Origin of the sequence: Vogesella indigofera, from assembly GCF_028548395.1 — a bacterium.
GTDB lineage: Bacteria > Pseudomonadota > Gammaproteobacteria > Burkholderiales > Chromobacteriaceae > Vogesella > Vogesella indigofera_A.
The window spans coordinates 1-16327 of the sequence record NZ_JAQQLA010000015.1 but is presented as its reverse complement, the minus strand read 5'-3'; the positions used below and the strand labels follow the sequence as shown (position 1 = coordinate 16327).

Annotated in this window: 13 protein-coding genes and 2 tRNA genes; all 15 read right to left on the bottom strand. The window is 57.1% G+C overall.

The features are described from left to right. Positions 1–188, bottom strand: a 188-nt coding sequence (locus PQU89_RS17090) for a GTP-binding protein (RefSeq protein ID WP_272766628.1), incomplete at its 3' end; no start/stop codon positions are given. A 72-nt stretch (positions 189–260) separates the two neighbouring features. Then, positions 261–2360 carry an elongation factor G gene (fusA, locus tag PQU89_RS17085; RefSeq protein WP_272766817.1) on the bottom strand — a complete coding sequence of 700 codons (2100 nt, stop codon included), beginning with the start codon at positions 2358–2360 and terminating at the stop codon, positions 261–263. A 27-nt stretch (positions 2361–2387) separates the two neighbouring features. After that, the gene (gene rpsG / locus PQU89_RS17080) at positions 2388–2858 is read right to left on the bottom strand and encodes a 30S ribosomal protein S7 (RefSeq protein ID WP_047968368.1); all 471 of its coding nucleotides are present in this window, start codon (positions 2856–2858) and stop codon (positions 2388–2390) included. 104 nt (positions 2859–2962) lie between these two features. Further along, a complete protein-coding gene (gene rpsL / locus PQU89_RS17075) occupies positions 2963–3334 on the bottom strand; it encodes a 30S ribosomal protein S12 (RefSeq protein WP_047968369.1) in 372 nt (123 codons plus the stop codon). A 151-nt stretch (positions 3335–3485) separates the two neighbouring features. Next, complete coding sequence (gene rpoC, locus PQU89_RS17070) at positions 3486–7679, bottom strand: DNA-directed RNA polymerase subunit beta' (RefSeq protein WP_272766816.1); 4194 nt, start codon at positions 7677–7679, stop codon at positions 3486–3488. A gap of 58 nt (positions 7680–7737) precedes the next feature. Then, a complete protein-coding gene (gene rpoB, locus PQU89_RS17065; RefSeq protein WP_272766815.1) occupies positions 7738–11913 on the bottom strand; it encodes a DNA-directed RNA polymerase subunit beta in 4176 nt (1391 codons plus the stop codon). 150 nt (positions 11914–12063) lie between these two features. Further along, positions 12064–12435, bottom strand: a complete 372-nt coding sequence (gene rplL / locus PQU89_RS17060) for a 50S ribosomal protein L7/L12 (protein WP_047968372.1) — start codon at positions 12433–12435, stop codon at positions 12064–12066. 36 nt (positions 12436–12471) lie between these two features. Further along, positions 12472–12969: a 50S ribosomal protein L10 gene (rplJ, locus tag PQU89_RS17055; protein ID WP_272766814.1), complete on the bottom strand. Its 498-nt coding sequence runs from the start codon at positions 12967–12969 to the stop codon at positions 12472–12474. 83 nt (positions 12970–13052) lie between these two features. Then, positions 13053–13127, bottom strand: a tRNA-Thr gene (locus PQU89_RS17050). A gap of 146 nt (positions 13128–13273) precedes the next feature. Beyond that, positions 13274–13969, bottom strand: coding sequence for a 50S ribosomal protein L1 (gene rplA, locus PQU89_RS17045; RefSeq protein WP_047968374.1), 696 nt, complete (start codon positions 13967–13969; stop codon positions 13274–13276). 1 nt (position 13970) lies between these two features. Then, positions 13971–14402 (bottom strand): 50S ribosomal protein L11, encoded by a 432-nt coding sequence (gene rplK, locus PQU89_RS17040; RefSeq protein WP_047968375.1) that lies wholly within the window; start codon positions 14400–14402, stop codon positions 13971–13973. Positions 14403–14493: 91 nt separating this feature from the next. After that, positions 14494–15027 carry a transcription termination/antitermination protein NusG gene (gene nusG / locus PQU89_RS17035; RefSeq protein WP_047968376.1) on the bottom strand — a complete coding sequence of 178 codons (534 nt, stop codon included), beginning with the start codon at positions 15025–15027 and terminating at the stop codon, positions 14494–14496. A gap of 2 nt (positions 15028–15029) precedes the next feature. After that, positions 15030–15383 carry a preprotein translocase subunit SecE gene (gene secE, locus PQU89_RS17030; protein WP_082133841.1) on the bottom strand — a complete coding sequence of 118 codons (354 nt, stop codon included), beginning with the start codon at positions 15381–15383 and terminating at the stop codon, positions 15030–15032. Positions 15384–15450: 67 nt separating this feature from the next. After that, positions 15451–15526, bottom strand: a tRNA-Trp gene (locus tag PQU89_RS17025). 12 nt (positions 15527–15538) lie between these two features. Next, positions 15539–16327: elongation factor Tu (locus tag PQU89_RS17020; RefSeq protein WP_272766801.1), on the bottom strand; the 789-nt coding region annotated here is incomplete at its 5' end.

Sequence of the window (16327 nt, the reverse complement as noted above, 5' to 3'; positions counted from 1 at the left end):
ATGGTGATACCACGTGCTTTTTCTTCTGGCGCGCTGTCGATCTGCGAGTAATCTTTCGCTTCGCCACCGAATTTCTTCGACAGAATAGTGGTGATCGCTGCAGTCAGAGTGGTTTTACCGTGGTCAACGTGACCGATGGTACCAACGTTTACGTGCGGCTTGGTCCGCGCAAACTTTTCTTTTGCCATTTTGCAAAATTCCTAAAATAAAGAACAAACAGTTACAAGGTTGGCCGCATGCGGCCAACCTTGCGCGCCAAATTACTTACGAGCAGTCATCACAGCGTCGGCAACATGCTTAGGAGCTTCAGAGTAGTGCTTGAACTCCATGGAGTAGGTTGCACGACCCTGGGTTGCGGAACGCAGGTCAGTGGAGTAACCGAACATCTCGGCCAGCGGAACTTCGGCCTTGATCTTCTTGCCACCCAGACCATCATCGTCCATACCCTGAACGATACCGCGACGACGGTTCAGGTCACCCATCACGTCACCCATGTACTCTTCCGGAGTCTCCACTTCCACGGCCATCATCGGCTCGAGGATGCAAGGACCAGCACGACGCATGGCTTCTTTGAAGGCGATGGAACCGGCCAATTCAAAGGCGATCTGCGACGAGTCGACATCATGGTAGGAACCGAAGGTCAGACGTACGGTTACGTCAACCACCGGGAAGCCGGCCAAGATACCGCTGGACAGGGTGTTCTGAATACCCTTGTCAACCGAAGGGATGAATTCGCGAGGAATTGTACCGCCCTTGATTTCGTCGATGAACTTGTAGCCATTACCTTCGCCAGACGGCTCCAGAGTGATCTGGGCGTGACCGTACTGACCCTTACCACCGGACTGCTTGACGTGCTTACCGTCAACTTCAGTCACAGTCTTGGTGATAGTTTCACGGTAGGCAACCTGAGGCGCGCCGACGTTGGCTTCAACACCGAATTCGCGCTTCATGCGGTCAACCAGAATTTCCAGGTGCAGTTCACCCATACCGGAAATGATAGTCTGGCCGGATTCTTCGTCGGTGCGAACACGGAACGAAGGATCTTCCTTGGCCAAGCGGTTCAGGGCAACACCCATCTTCTCTTGGTCAGCCTTGGTTTTTGGCTCAACGGCAACGTGGATTACTGGCTCCGGGAACTCCATGCGTTCCAGAATCAGCGGTGCATCGGTAGCACACAGGGTTTCACCGGTGGTCACTTCCTTCAGGCCGATACCGGCAGCGATGTCGCCGGCACGAACTTCGGTAATTTCCTTACGGTCGTTAGCGTGCATCTGCACGATACGGCCCATACGCTCTTTCTTGCCCTTAACCGAGTTAAGAACGGTGTCGCCGGAGTTAACCACGCCGGAGTAGACACGGAAGAACGTCAGCTGACCAACGTACGGGTCGTTCATCAGCTTGAATGCCAGCGCCGAGAACGGTGCAGTGTCGGAAGCTTCGCGAGTCGTCGGGGTACCGTCGTCCAGTTCACCCGGAACCGGCGGCACGTCCAGCGGGCTAGGCAGCAGTTCAACAACTGCATCCAGCATGCGCTGAACACCCTTGTTCTTGAACGCGGAGCCGCACAGCATCGGCTGGATTTCGCAACGCAGGGTACGCTGACGCAGACCGTGAACGATTTCTTCTTCGGTCAGTGCTTCGCCTTCGAGGTACTTGTTCATGGTGTCTTCGTCGACTTCCGCCGCCGCTTCAACCATCTTCTCGCGCCACTCTTCAGCAACCGCTACCAGATCAGCCGGGATGTCGCCGTATTCGAACTTCATACCCTGGGAGGCTTCGTCCCAGATGATGGCTTTCATCTTCAGCAGATCAACCACACCGGTAAAGCCTTCTTCGGCACCGATAGGCACCACGATAGGCACCGGATTGCCACGCAGACGGGTCTTAACCTGTTCTACGGCACGGAAGAAGTTGGCACCCTGACGGTCCATCTTGTTCACGAAGGCAATGCGTGGCACTTTGTACTTGTTGGCCTGGCGCCATACAGTCTCGGACTGAGGCTGTACGCCACCCACGGCGCAGTAAACCATCACCGCACCGTCCAGCACACGCATGGAACGCTCTACCTCAATGGTAAAGTCCACGTGGCCCGGGGTATCAATGATGTTGAAGTGGTGCTCGGGGAACTGGAGAGCCATGCCCTTCCAGTAGGTGGTGGTGGCAGCCGAGGTAATGGTGATACCGCGTTCCTGCTCCTGCTCCATCCAGTCCATGGTGGCGGCGCCATCATGCACTTCACCGATTTTGTGGTTCACACCGGTATAGAACAGAATACGTTCTGTAGTGGTGGTTTTACCCGCATCAATATGCGCAGAGATACCGATGTTACGGTACCGTTCAATAGGAGTTTTTCTAGCCACGGCCAGAATCCTTTCGCAGGATGATTATTAGAAGCGGAAGTGGGAGAATGCTTTGTTGGCTTCAGCCATACGATGCACTTCATCGCGCTTCTTCATGGCGCCGCCGCGGCCTTCAGCCGCATCCATCAGCTCGCCGGCCAGACGCAGGTCCATGGACTTTTCGCCACGCTTGCGTGCAGCATCGCGCAACCAGCGCATGGCCAGAGCCATACGACGGGATGGACGTACTTCAACAGGAACTTGATAGTTTGCACCACCAACGCGACGGCTCTTAACTTCAACAACCGGCTTAGCGTTAGTCAGTGCAGTATTGAATACTTCAAGAGCGTTCTTGCCGCTCTTCTTCTCGATTTGCTCGAGGGCGCCGTAAATGATGCGCTCGGCAACAGACTTCTTGCCGTCGATCATCACAACGTTCATGAACTTGGACAGATCCTGGCTACCAAACTTCGGATCCGGCAGGACATCGCGCTTCGGGACTTCTCTGCGTCTTGGCATTTCAATTCCTTCAATCTATTCAGTTGAGCTTCATGCTCGCGACTACTCAATGGAGCAGCCACTTACTCGACAGCAAATGCTGCCGCTGACGACCCAAGTAACAATTACTTAGGACGCTTGGCACCGTACTTGGAACGAGCCTGCTTACGGTCTTTCACGCCGGCAGTGTCCAGGGAGCCGCGAACGGTGTGGTAACGCACACCTGGCAAGTCTTTTACACGACCGCCACGGATCAGCACGACCGAGTGTTCTTGCAGGTTGTGGCCTTCACCGCCGATGTACGAAATCACTTCGAAACCGTTGGTCAGACGAACCTTGCACACTTTACGCAGAGCGGAGTTCGGCTTCTTAGGGGTAGTAGTGTAAACACGGGTGCACACGCCACGTTTCTGCGGGCAGGCCTCCAGTGCTGGCACCTTGCTCTTCGAAACAACCGGGGCACGGCCTTTACGAACGAGTTGGTTAATGGTTGGCATTACTATCAGTTCCTAATTGAATCTTTCGGCGGCACCATACCACCGAGAAGATCGTGGATTATATTTTGGTCAACTGCCAGCGTCAATAAAATAACGCTGCACACCCAATGTTAACCATTGAATGTGCAGCGTTTTTTGCAAAACCGGCTAATTACAGCTGGTTGTCGCTAACTTCGATCTCGGATTCGAGTGCCGACGATTCGGTCGTCGCATCACCGTTCTCGCTCAGGCGACGACGGTTGCGATGGTAAGCCAGACCGGTACCGGCCGGGATCAGGCGACCAACGATCACGTTTTCCTTCAGGCCGCGCAGATCATCCTTCTTGCCCATGATCGCAGCTTCGGTCAGCACGCGCGTGGTTTCCTGGAACGAGGCCGCGGAGATGAAGGAATCCGTCGACAGCGATGCCTTGGTGATACCCAGCAGTACGTTGTCGTACTGGGCCGGCATCTTGCCTTCGGCAATCATGTTGTCGTTGGTTTCCAGCACTTCGGCACGCTCAACCTGCTCGCCGATGATGAAGTCGGTATCGCCGTTGTCAGTGATGATCACGCGACGCAGCATCTGGCGAACGATCACCTCGATGTGCTTGTCGTTAATCTTCACGCCCTGCAGACGGTAAACCTCCTGCACTTCCTGGCTGATGTAGCGTGCCAGCGCCTCGATACCCTGCAGACGCAGGATGTCGTGCGGATCCACCGGACCGTCGACAATCACTTCACCGCGGTTCACGACTTGACCGTCGTGCACCAGTACGTGCTTGTCTTTCGGAATCAGGCTTTCGTGTGCGTAGCCGTCCAGATCGGTGATGATCAGGCGCTGCTTGCCCTTGGTGTCCTTACCGAAGGAAACGGTACCGGTCACCTCGGCCAGCATGCCGGCATCTTTCGGCGAACGGGCTTCGAACAGTTCGGCCACACGCGGCAGACCACCGGTAATGTCACGGGTCTTGGACGATTCCTGTGGAATACGTGCCAGCACTTCACCCTTGCCCACTTCCTGGCCATCACGCACGGTAATGATCGCGCCAACCTGGAAGGTAATCGATACCGAGGCATCGGAACCGGCCAGTTTCACTTCATTACCATTGTCGTCCAGCAGTTTTACCAGCGGACGCAGCATCTTCGACTGGGCCGTGGCGCGACGCTTGGAGTCGATCACCACCAGCGTGGACAGACCGGTGACTTCGTCGGTCTGCTTGGCAACGGTGGCGCCCTCTTCCACGTTCTCGAACTTCACGCGACCAGCGTACTCGGTGATGATCGGACGGGTGTGCGGGTCCCATGTTGCCAGTACTGCACCGGCCTTGATGGTCAGACCGTCGGTCACCATCAGGGTCGCGCCGTACGGCACCTTGTGACGCTCGCGCTCGCGGCCAACGTCGTCATGGATCACCACTTCGCCGGAACGAGTGATCACGATCAGCTCGCCCTTGCTGTTGGCCACGTAACGCATCTGGCTATTGAAGCGCACGGTACCGTTGGACTTACCTTCAACCTGGCTGGCAGCGGCATTTCGCGACGCCGCACCACCGATGTGGAAGGTACGCATGGTCAGCTGGGTACCCGGCTCACCAATCGACTGCGCAGCGATCACACCGACAGCTTCACCGGCATTGACGCGCTTGCCTCGTGCCAGATCACGGCCGTAACACTGTGCGCACAGGCCGTAGCGGGTGTCGCAAGTGATGGCGGTACGCACCTTGACTTCGTCGATACCCAGACTGTCGATCAGCTCGATCAGGCTTTCATCCAGCAGGGTGCCGGCTTCGATAACGGTCTCGTTGCTGGACGGGTCAACCACGTCAGTCGCGGTGACACGACCCAAGATACGATCGCGCAGCGGTTCGATCACGTCACCGCCCTGTACCACAGCCTTCATTGCGAAACCGTTGCTGGTGCCGCAATCGTCCTCGATCACCACCAGATCCTGAGTCACGTCGACCAGACGACGGGTCAGGTAACCGGAGTTGGCGGTCTTCAGTGCGGTATCGGCCAGACCCTTACGGGCACCGTGCGTCGAAATGAAGTACTGCAGAACGGTCAGGCCTTCGCGGAAGTTGGCGGTAATCGGCGTTTCGATAATCGAACCGTCCGGTTTCGCCATCAGGCCACGCATACCGGCCAGCTGCTTGATCTGTGCCGCGGAACCACGGGCACCGGAGTCGGCCATCATGTAAATCGAGTTGAACGATTCCTGATCGACTTCCTTGCCTTCGCGGTCGATCACCTTCTGCGTGGACAGACCGTCCATCATCGCCTTGGCGATCTTGTCGCCGGTGCGACCCCAGATATCGACGACCTTGTTGTAGCGTTCGCCTTGGGTCACCAGACCCTGACGATACTGCTCTTCGATCTCTTTGACTTCCTTGTTGGCTTCGCCCAGCAGTTCGGTCTTCTTCACTGGGATCAGCATGTCGTCGACGCAGATCGAGATGCCGCCACGGGTGGAGTAGGCAAAACCGGTGTACATCAGCTGGTCGGCGAAGATCACGGTGTCGCGGATGCCGCAACGACGGAACGAGCCGTTGATCAGACGCGAGATTTCCTTCTTCTTCAGCGCCTTGTTGATGTACTCGAACGGCAGGCCCTTCGGCAGGATTTCCGACAGGATGGCGCGGCCAACGGTGGTGTCGTAGCGCTTGATCACCGGCTGGAACTCGCCCTGCTCGTCCTTGACCCATTCCTTCAGGCGCACGGTGATACGGGTCGCCAGCTCTACCTGACGTGTCTCGTAGGCACGATGCACTTCGGAGGTGTCGGCGAAGACCATGCCTTCGTTCTTGCCGTTTACCTTGTCGCGGGTCATGTAGTACAGACCCAGCACGATATCCTGCGACGGCACGATGATCGGCTCGCCGTTGGCTGGCGACAGCACGTTGTTGGTAGCCAGCATCAGGGTGCGGGCTTCCATCTGCGCTTCGATGGACAGCGGCACGTGTACGGCCATCTGGTCACCGTCGAAGTCGGCGTTGAATGCCGCGCAGACCAGCGGATGCAGCTGGATGGCCTTGCCTTCGATCAGCAGCGGTTCGAACGCCTGGATACCCAGACGGTGCAGCGTTGGTGCACGGTTCAGCAGTACCGGATGTTCGCGGATCACGTCTTCCAGGATGTCCCACACTTCCGGCACTTCCTGCTCGACCAGCTTCTTGGCCGCCTTGATGGTGGACGCCAGGCCCAGCACTTCCAGCTTGTGGAAGATGAACGGCTTGAACAGTTCCAGCGCCATTTTCTTCGGCAGACCGCACTGGTGCAGACGCAGGGTCGGGCCCACGGTAATCACGGAACGACCGGAGTAGTCGACGCGCTTACCCAGCAAGTTCTGACGGAAACGACCGCCCTTGCCCTTGATCATGTCGGCCAGCGACTTCAGCGGACGCTTGTTGGCGCCGGTCATCGCCTTGCCGCGACGGCCGTTGTCCAGCAGCGAGTCAACCGATTCCTGCAGCATGCGCTTCTCGTTGCGCACGATGATGTCCGGCGCGCGCAGTTCCAGCAGACGCTTCAGGCGGTTGTTACGGTTGATGACGCGGCGGTACAGGTCGTTCAGGTCAGAGGTCGCGAAACGGCCACCATCCAGCGGCACCAGCGGACGCAGTTCCGGCGGCAGCACCGGCAACACTTCCATGATCATCCATTCCGGCTTCATGCCGGAACGCTGGAACGCTTCCAGCACCTTCAGGCGCTTGGCGATCTTCTTGATCTTGGTGTCAGACGAGGTCGACGACAGTTCGCTGCGCAGGGTGTCGACTTCGGAAGTCAGATCCAGGCGCTTGAGCAGTTCGCGTACCGCTTCGGCCCCCATCAGCGCCACGAATTCTTCGCCGTACTCGTCCAGCTTGTCGAGGTAGTCTTCCTCGCTCAGCAGCTGACGTGGCTGCAGGCTGGTCAGACCAGGTTCGGTCACCACGAAGGCTTCGAAGTACAGCACGCGTTCGATGTCGCGCAGGGTCATGTCCAGCACCATGCCCAGACGGGATGGCAGCGACTTCAGGAACCAGATATGCGCAACCGGCGACGCCAGTTCGATGTGGCCCATGCGCTCACGACGCACCTTGGACAGGGTGACTTCAACGCCACACTTCTCGCAGATCACGCCGCGATGTTTCAGACGCTTGTACTTGCCGCACAAGCATTCATAGTCTTTTACCGGCCCGAAAATACGGGCGCAGAACAGGCCATCACGCTCCGGCTTGAATGTCCGGTAGTTGATGGTTTCCGGTTTCTTGACTTCACCGAACGACCAGGAACGGATCTTGTCCGGGGAGGCGATGCCGATCTTAATCGCATCAAACTCTTCTTCTTGCGTAACTTGCTTAAAGAGATCGAGCAGAGCTTTCATTGCGTCTCCATTCAGGAGGAGCCTGCGGCCAACGTTGGCCGCAGGCAACCTTGCCTAATTAATAACGTTCCAGGTCGATATCCAGGCCCAGCGAGCGAATTTCTTTAACGAGTACGTTAAAGGATTCCGGCATGCCGGCGTCGATCTTGTGTTCGCCCTTGACGATGTTTTCGTAAATCTTGGTACGGCCGGTGACATCGTCCGACTTCACGGTCAGCATCTCCTGCAGCGTGTAAGCCGCGCCGTAGGCTTCCAGCGCCCAGACTTCCATCTCACCGAAACGCTGGCCACCGAACTGCGCCTTACCACCCAGCGGCTGCTGGGTCACCAGCGAGTACGGACCGGTGGAACGGGCGTGCATCTTGTCGTCAACCAGGTGATGCAGCTTCAGGTAGTGCATCACACCGACCGTCACGCGGCGGTCGAAGGCTTCGCCGGAGCGGCCATCGAACAGCGTCATCTGCGTCTTGCTGCCGTTGAAGTCCAGATGCGCGGTGTGCTCGTCTTCATCCGGGTACGCCAGCTGCAGCATGTGCATGATTTCGGATTCTTTGGCACCGTCAAACACCGGCGTCGCGAACGGCATGCCCTTGCGCAGGTTCTGCGCCAGGGTCAGGATTTCGTCATCCGACATTTCCGCCAGCGATTCCTGCTTGCCGGTATCGTTGTAGATGCGTTCCAGGTAGGCACGCATCTCGCTGATGCCCTGCTGCTGCTTCAGCATGCGGTCGATACGCTCGCCGATACCCTTGGCAGCCCAGCCGAGGTGCACTTCCAGAATCTGACCGATGTTCATCCGCGACGGAACGCCCAGCGGGTTCAGCACGATGTCGACCGGACGGCCGTCGGCCATGTACGGCATGTCTTCCACCGGCAGGATGCGCGATACCACACCCTTGTTACCGTGACGACCGGCCATCTTGTCACCAGCCTGCAGGCGGCGTTTCACCGCGATGTAGACCTTGACCATCTTCTGCACGCCAGGCGGCAGTTCGTCGCCCTGGGTCAGCTTGCGCTTCTTGTCTTCGAACTTGAGGTCGAATTCTTCACGCTTCTGCGCCAGGCTTTCTTTGATCAGTTCCAGCTGCTTGGCGATGTCTTCATCGGCCATGCGGATGTCGAACCATTCGTGCTTGGACGGCAGGCCGTCCAGGTAGGCGACGTCGATCTCGGTGCCCTTGGCCAGACGCTTCGGACCGCCGTTGGCGACCTTGCCCAGGATCAGGCGCTCGATACGGCTGAAGGCATCGTTTTCGAAAATGCGCAGCTGGTCGTTCAGGTCGAGGCGATAGCGCTTCAGTTCGGCATCGATGATGGACTGGGCACGCTTGTCGCGCTCGATGCCTTCACGGGTGAACACCTGCACGTCGATCACGGTACCGACCATGCCGGTCGGCACGCGCAGCGAGGTGTCTTTCACGTCGGACGCTTTTTCACCGAAGATCGCGCGCAGCAGCTTCTCCTCCGGCGTCAGCTGGGTTTCGCCCTTCGGCGTCACCTTGCCGACCAGCACGTCACCGGCGGTCACTTCGGCGCCGATGTAAACGATGCCGGAGTCGTCGAGGCGGTTGGACATGCGCTCGGACAGGTTCGGGATATCGCGGGAGATTTCTTCCGGCCCCAGCTTGGTATCACGTGCCACCACCGACAGCTCTTCGATGTGGATCGAAGTGTAGCGGTCGTCAGCAACCACCTTCTCCGAGATCAGGATCGAGTCTTCGAAGTTGTAGCCGTTCCACGGCATGAAGGCGATGGTCATGTTCTGACCCAGCGCCAGCTCGCCCATGTCGGTCGAGGCACCGTCGGCCACCACGTCACCGCGGGCAATCACGTCACCGACGCTGACCACCGGGCGCTGGTTGATGTTGGTGTTCTGGTTGGAACGGGTGAACTTGGTCAGGTTGTAGATATCGACACCGACTTCACCGGCCAGTGCTTCTTCGTCATTGACACGCACCACAACACGGGTCGCGTCGACGTAATCCACCACGCCGCCACGGCGTGCCACCACGGTGGTGCCGGAGTCGGTAGCCACCGCACGTTCGATACCGGTACCAACGAAGGATTTTTCCGGACGCAGGCAAGGCACCGCCTGACGCTGCATGTTGGCACCCATCAAGGCACGGTTCGCATCGTCATGTTCCAGGAACGGAATCAGCGAGGCCGCCACCGACACCACCTGACCGGTAGCCACGTCCATGTACTGCACGCGATCCGGTGTCGACAGGATGGTTTCGCCTTTTTCACGGCAGGTCACCAGCTCGTCGATCAGGCTGCCGTCATCCGCCAGCTCGGCGTTGGCCTGGGCGATGATGTAGCGACCTTCTTCGATCGCCGACAGGTAGTCGATCTCGTTGGTCACCTTGCCGTCGATCACCTTGCGGTACGGCGTCTCGAGGAAGCCGTACTCGTTGGTGCGGGCATAGACCGACAGCGAGTTGATCAGACCGATGTTCGGACCTTCCGGCGTCTCGATCGGGCACACGCGTCCGTAGTGGGTCGGGTGAACGTCACGCACTTCGAAGCCGGCGCGCTCGCGGGTCAGACCGCCCGGGCCCAGGGCCGAAACACGGCGCTTGTGGGTCACTTCGGACAGCGGGTTGGTCTGGTCCATGAACTGCGACAGCTGGCTGGAGCCGAAAAATTCCTTGATCGCGGCCGATACCGGCTTGGCATTGATCAGGTCGTGCGGCATCAGGTTGTCGGATTCAGCCTGATTCAGGCGTTCCTTCACCGCGCGCTCGACACGCACCAGACCGGCACGGAACTGGTTCTCGGCCAGTTCGCCGACGGAACGCACACGACGGTTACCCAGATGATCGATATCGTCCACTTCGCCACGGCCGTTGCGCAGCTCGACCAGGATGGCGATGACCGACACGATGTCCTCGTTCGACAGCACGCCGTCCATCACGTCGCGGCGATGGGCGAAGGTGTCGGACAGCATGGTCTTGAACCACTCCGGCGACTTGTCGTCCAGCTTGTACTGGTAAGTGCGGGTGTTGAACTTCATGCGGCCAACACGGGACAGGTCGTAGCTGTCCTCGTTGAAGAACAGGCGCTGGAACAGTTGCTCGACAGCGTCTTCTGTTGGCGGCTCGCCCGGGCGCATCATGCGGTAGATCGCCACACGCGCCTGCAGCTGGTCGGCGATGTCGTCGCCGCGCAGGGTGTGCGCGATGTAACCGCCGTGGTCCAGGTCGTTGATGAACAGCACGTCGACTTCGGCGACGTCATGGATGTCCATCTTGGCCAGCAGGTCGTCGGTGATTTCTTCGTTAGCGCGCGCGATCACTTCGCCGGTTTCCGGGGCGATCACGTTGCGGGCCAGGATCTTGCCGACCAGCACGTCGAACGGCACTTCGATACGGTCAAGGTTGGCCGCAGCGATGTCACGGATGTGCTTGGCGGTGATGCGCTTGTCCTTGGCGACGATCAGCTTGCCGTCTTCGCCAACGATGTCCAGCTTGGCCACTTCGCCCTTCAGACGGTCGGCAACCACTTTCTGGAACACGCCGTTCTTGGTCAGGAAGAAAGTGTCGCAGCTGTAGAATTCGGACAGGATGCGCTCGCTGGTATAACCCAGTGCCTTGAGCAGGATCGAAACCGGCATCTTGCGACGGCGGTCGATACGGAAGAACAGCTGATCCTTGGCGTCGAACTCGAAGTCCAGCCACGAGCCGCGGTAAGGAATCACGCGGGCGGAGAACAGCAGTTTGCCGGAAGAGTGGGTCTTGCCGCGATCGTGCTCGAAAAACACGCCTGGCGAACGGTGCAACTGGGAAACGATGACGCGCTCGGTACCGTTGATGATGAACGAGCCGTTCGAGGTCATCAGCGGGATTTCACCCATGTAGACTTCGTTCTCGCGCACTTCCTTCACCACCGGCTTGGAAGATTCGCGATCGAGAATGGTCAAACGGATTCGTGCACGCAGGGGCGATGCAAAGGTAATGCCGCGCAGCTGACATTCCTGAACGTCAAACGGTGGCTCACCCAGGACATAGTGTACAAAGTCGAGGCGGGCAAAACCGTTGTGACTTACGATCGGGAAAATCGACTTGAATGCGGCCTGCAGGCCCGCATCCTTACGCTGATCGTACGGCACACCCAACTGGAGGAACTCAGTGTACGAATCAATCTGCGTTGCCAACAGGAATGGGACGTCGAGAACGGTTTTACGCTTCGCAAAGCTTTTACGAATACGTTTTTTCTCAGTAAACGAATAACTCATAGAGTCTCCATTGTGGGGGGTGGCGCAAGAAACCAAACGTCAGCAGCCACAAAACTTGAATGCTGACCTTTAGCGACTTGTTAGAGCATTACAAGCGCAACAAGGCTGGCGGATTTCTCCACCAGCCTCACTAATCTTCCCTAGGGAAGATTATTTTACTTCAGCCTTGGCACCAGCTTCGATCAGCTGCTTGGCAACGTCGTCAGCTTCAGCTTTGGACACGCCTTCTTTAACAGCCTTAGGAGCGCCGTCTACCAGGTCTTTGGCTTCTTTCAGGCCCAGACCGGTGATCGCACGAACAACCTTGATCACGTTAACTTTGCTTTCGCCAGCAGCAGTCAGGATCACGTCGAATTCGGTTTGCTCTTCAGCAGCAGCAGCGCCAGCGCCAGCAGGACCGGCAACAGCAACAGCAGCGGCGGAAACGCCGAACTTCTCTTCGAACGCCTTAACCAGGTCGTTCAGTTCCATAACAGTCAGACCAGCAACTGCGTCGAGGATATCTTCTTTGGTGATAGCCATTTGTAAAACTCCTGAATACGGTATGAATCGAATAAATTAAGCGGCTTCGGCTTGCTTCTGCTCGGCCAGAGCGGCCAGAGCGCGAGCGAAACCAGATACCGGAGCCTGCATAACGTAGAGCAGCTTGGACAGCAGCTCTTCGCGGCTCGGGATAGAAGCCAGTTCGGCTACTTCGGCAGCACTCAGTACTTTGCCGTTGTAGGAACCTGCCTTGACAACGATCTTGCTGTCGTCCTTGGCAAATTGTTGCAGCACCTTGGCAGCAGCTACCGGATCAGCAGATACAGCGTAAACCAGCGGGCCAACCATTTGGTCAGCCAGTGCTTCGAACGATGTACCAGCAACGGCGCGACGTACCAGAGTGTTCTTCAGAACACGCAGGTACACGCCGTTCTCACGCGCCTTGGCGCGGAGTTTGGTCATGCTACTAACCTCGATGCCCCGATATTCAGCGATAACGAGTGTCTGTGCATCTGCCAGTTGGGCAGATACCGCAGCTACAACCGCCTTTTTATCTTCAATATTGAGACTCAAGGTCCACCTCCTAGACTGAAATGAAGCAGGATATTCTGCTTCGCTTTGCAGCGGCGACCTAATCAGGAGACATAACAAACGGATGGTGCTCATGGGCGGAATTGAACCGCCGACCTCTCCCTTACCAAGGGAGTGCTCTACCCCTGAGCTACATGAGCCAAATACGTTGAAAGCCTTCTAAGGGTTCACCATCTGCGTAGGCTACTCTTGCGAGCATTAAGTCAAGCGACACCTACGGTCTTTGACAATCTGGCAGGCAAAGCCTGCCAGCCCAAAGCCTTTGTGAAACTGCTAGACCAGCGGATTAAACGCCAGTAGTTGCAGTGTCAACGCGCACACCAACACCCATGGTGCTGGATACGGCAATTTTCTTCAGGTATACGCCTTTGGATGCAGCTGGCTTGGCTTTAACCAAAGCGTCAACCAGAGCAACAAAGTTTTCGCGCAGGGCTTCCACTTCGAACGAAGCACGACCCAGAGTGGCGTGGATGATACCAGCCTTGTCGGTACGGTACTGAACCTGACCGGCCTTGGCGTTTTTCACGGCTTCGGCAACGTTAGGGGTAACAGTACCGACCTTCGGGTTAGGCATCAGGCCACGTGGACCCAGGATCTGACCCAGTTGGCCGACAACGCGCATTGCATCCGGGGAAGCAATCACAACGTCGAAGTCCAGGTTACCGGCCTTGACTTGTTCAGCCAGGTCTTCGAAACCAACCACTTCTGCACCGGCAGCCTTGGCTGCTTCAGCGTTTGCACCTTGTGCAAACACGGCAACGCGTACCGACTTGCCGGTACCACGTGGCAGCACAACCGAACCACGCACAACCTGGTCGGATTTACGTGGATCCACGCCCAGATTCACGGCAACGTCGATGGACTCATCGAATTTTGCAGTAGCAGCACCCTTAACCAGAGCGATGGCTTCTTCAACGGCGTACAGCTTGTTACGATCAACCTGAGCCTTCAGGGCTTGAACGCGCTTGGACAGTTTTGCCATGTTACACACCCTCCACTTCCAGACCCATGGAGCGGGCGGAACCAGCAATAGTACGAACTGCAGCGTCAAGGTCAGCGGCAGTCAGGTCTGGCTGCTTGGCTTTGGCGATGTCTTCCAGTTGTGCGCGGGTCACTTTGCCGACTTTGTCAGCGTGAGCCTTGGCGCTGCCCTTCTGGATACCAGCTGCTTTTTTCAGCAGGATGGTAGCAGGAGGGGTCTTCATCACGAAGGTGAAGGATTTGTCTGCGTAAGCAGTGATCACCACCGGAATCGGCAGACCTGGCTCGACGCCTTGAGTCTGGGCGTTGAACGCCTTGCAGAATTCCATGATGTTCAGACCGCGCTGACCCAGCGCAGGACCGATAGGAGGCGATGGGTTGGCTTTACCAGCTGGCACTTGCAGCTTGATGTAGCCGATGATTTTCTTTGCCACGATGTAGACTCCGTGTATGGGTTAAGCGCGGATTAACCGCTCCCCAAGTGAAAGGAGCAAGATTATACCTGCCCCACAAAAAAACAACAACTTAAAGTTTTTCGACCTGGCTGAATTCGAGTTCAACCGGGGTATCACGACCGAAAATCTGCACCGAAACGCGCAGCCTGTTGCGCTCGTAATTGACTTCGTCGACCGTGCCGTTGAAGTCATTGAATGGACCTTCGTTCACGCGAACGCGCTCACCCACCTCGAACAGCACCTTAGGCTTGGGCTTCTCTACCCCTTCCTGCATCTGCTGCATGATGGACTCGACCTCTTTCACCGAGATCGGCGCCGGACGGTTGGCGGTACCACCGACAAAACCGGTCACCTTTGGCGTACTCTTCACCAGATGCCAGGTTTCATCGGTCATTTCCATCTCGACCAACACATAACCAGGGAAGAACTTGCGCTCGGTAATGGAGCGACGACCATTCTTGATGTCGACCACTTCTTCAACCGGCACCAGCACCTGGCCAAACAAATCCTGCAAACCGTCGCGCTCGATGCGCTCACGCAGCGCCTTTTGCACACTCTTCTCGAAGCCGGAGTACGCGTGCACGACATACCAACGCTTTGCCATGATTAACCTCTATTAAGCAATACGTCGTAGAACAGCCACGACAGGGAGGAATCGACCAGCCACATGAACAAGGACAGCACCAGCACGAAGACAAAAACCATCAGCGTCATCTGGGTTGCTTCTTTTCTTGTCGGCCACACCACCTTTTTAGCCTCGACAAGCGACTCTTGCGCATAAAGCACAAACTGCTTGCCTGGCGACGACAACCAGACCACGCCGGCCGCAATCGCAATCGAGACTACAAAAAGCAGTGCGCGCAACACACCCTGGTCTGCCGGCAACAGGTAAAAACCAACCACCCCTGCCACCAACACCAGAATCGCCGCAACCAGCTTCAGTCTATCTTGCATTTCCATCTGTCGTTTCCACCATTTACATGCGTCAAAAAGACTAACCGGCGCATAAGCGCCGGTTAGTCTTAATTGGCAGGCCAGGAGGGTCTCGAACCCCCAACCCTCGGTTTTGGAGACCGATACTCTACCAATTGAGCTACTGGCCTAAAACCTATTTATCAAGCGATGATTTTGGCAACAACGCCAGCACCAACGGTGCGACCACCTTCACGGATGGCGAAACGCAGACCTTCTTCCATCGCGATCGGAGCAATCAGCTCAACCTTGATTTCTACGTTGTCGCCTGGCATAACCATTTCCACGCCTTCTGGCAGACTAACAGCACCAGTCACGTCAGTCGTACGGAAGTAGAACTGCGGACGGTAGTTAGCGAAGAATGGAGTGTGACGACCACCTTCTTCTTTCGACAGAACGTACACCGAACCAGTGAATGTGGTGTGCGGCTTGATCGAACCCGGCTTAACCAGAACCTGACCACGCTCAACATCTTCACGCTTGGTACCACGCAGCAGCACGCCTACGTTGTCGCCAGCCTGACCCTGGTCCAGCAGCTTGCGGAACATTTCCACGCCGGTGCAAGTGGTCTTGACAGTGTTCTTCAGACCAACGATTTCCAGTTCTTCACCAACTTTAACGATACCGCGCTCTACACGACCGGTCACCACGGTACCGCGGCCGGAGATGGAGAATACGTCTTCGATAGGTAGCAGGAACGGCTTGTCAACAGCGCGCTCTGGCGTCGGAATGTAGGTATCCAGTGCGTCGGCCAGACGGAAGATCGCTGGTTCGCCGTATTCGGACTGATCGCCTTCCAGCGCCAGACGGGCAGAGCCGGTCACGATCGGGGTGTCGTCGCCTGGGAAGTCGTAGGACGACAGCAGGTCACGCACTTCCATTTCAACCAGTTCCAGCAGTTCAGCGTCATCCACCAGGTCAGCCTTGTTCAG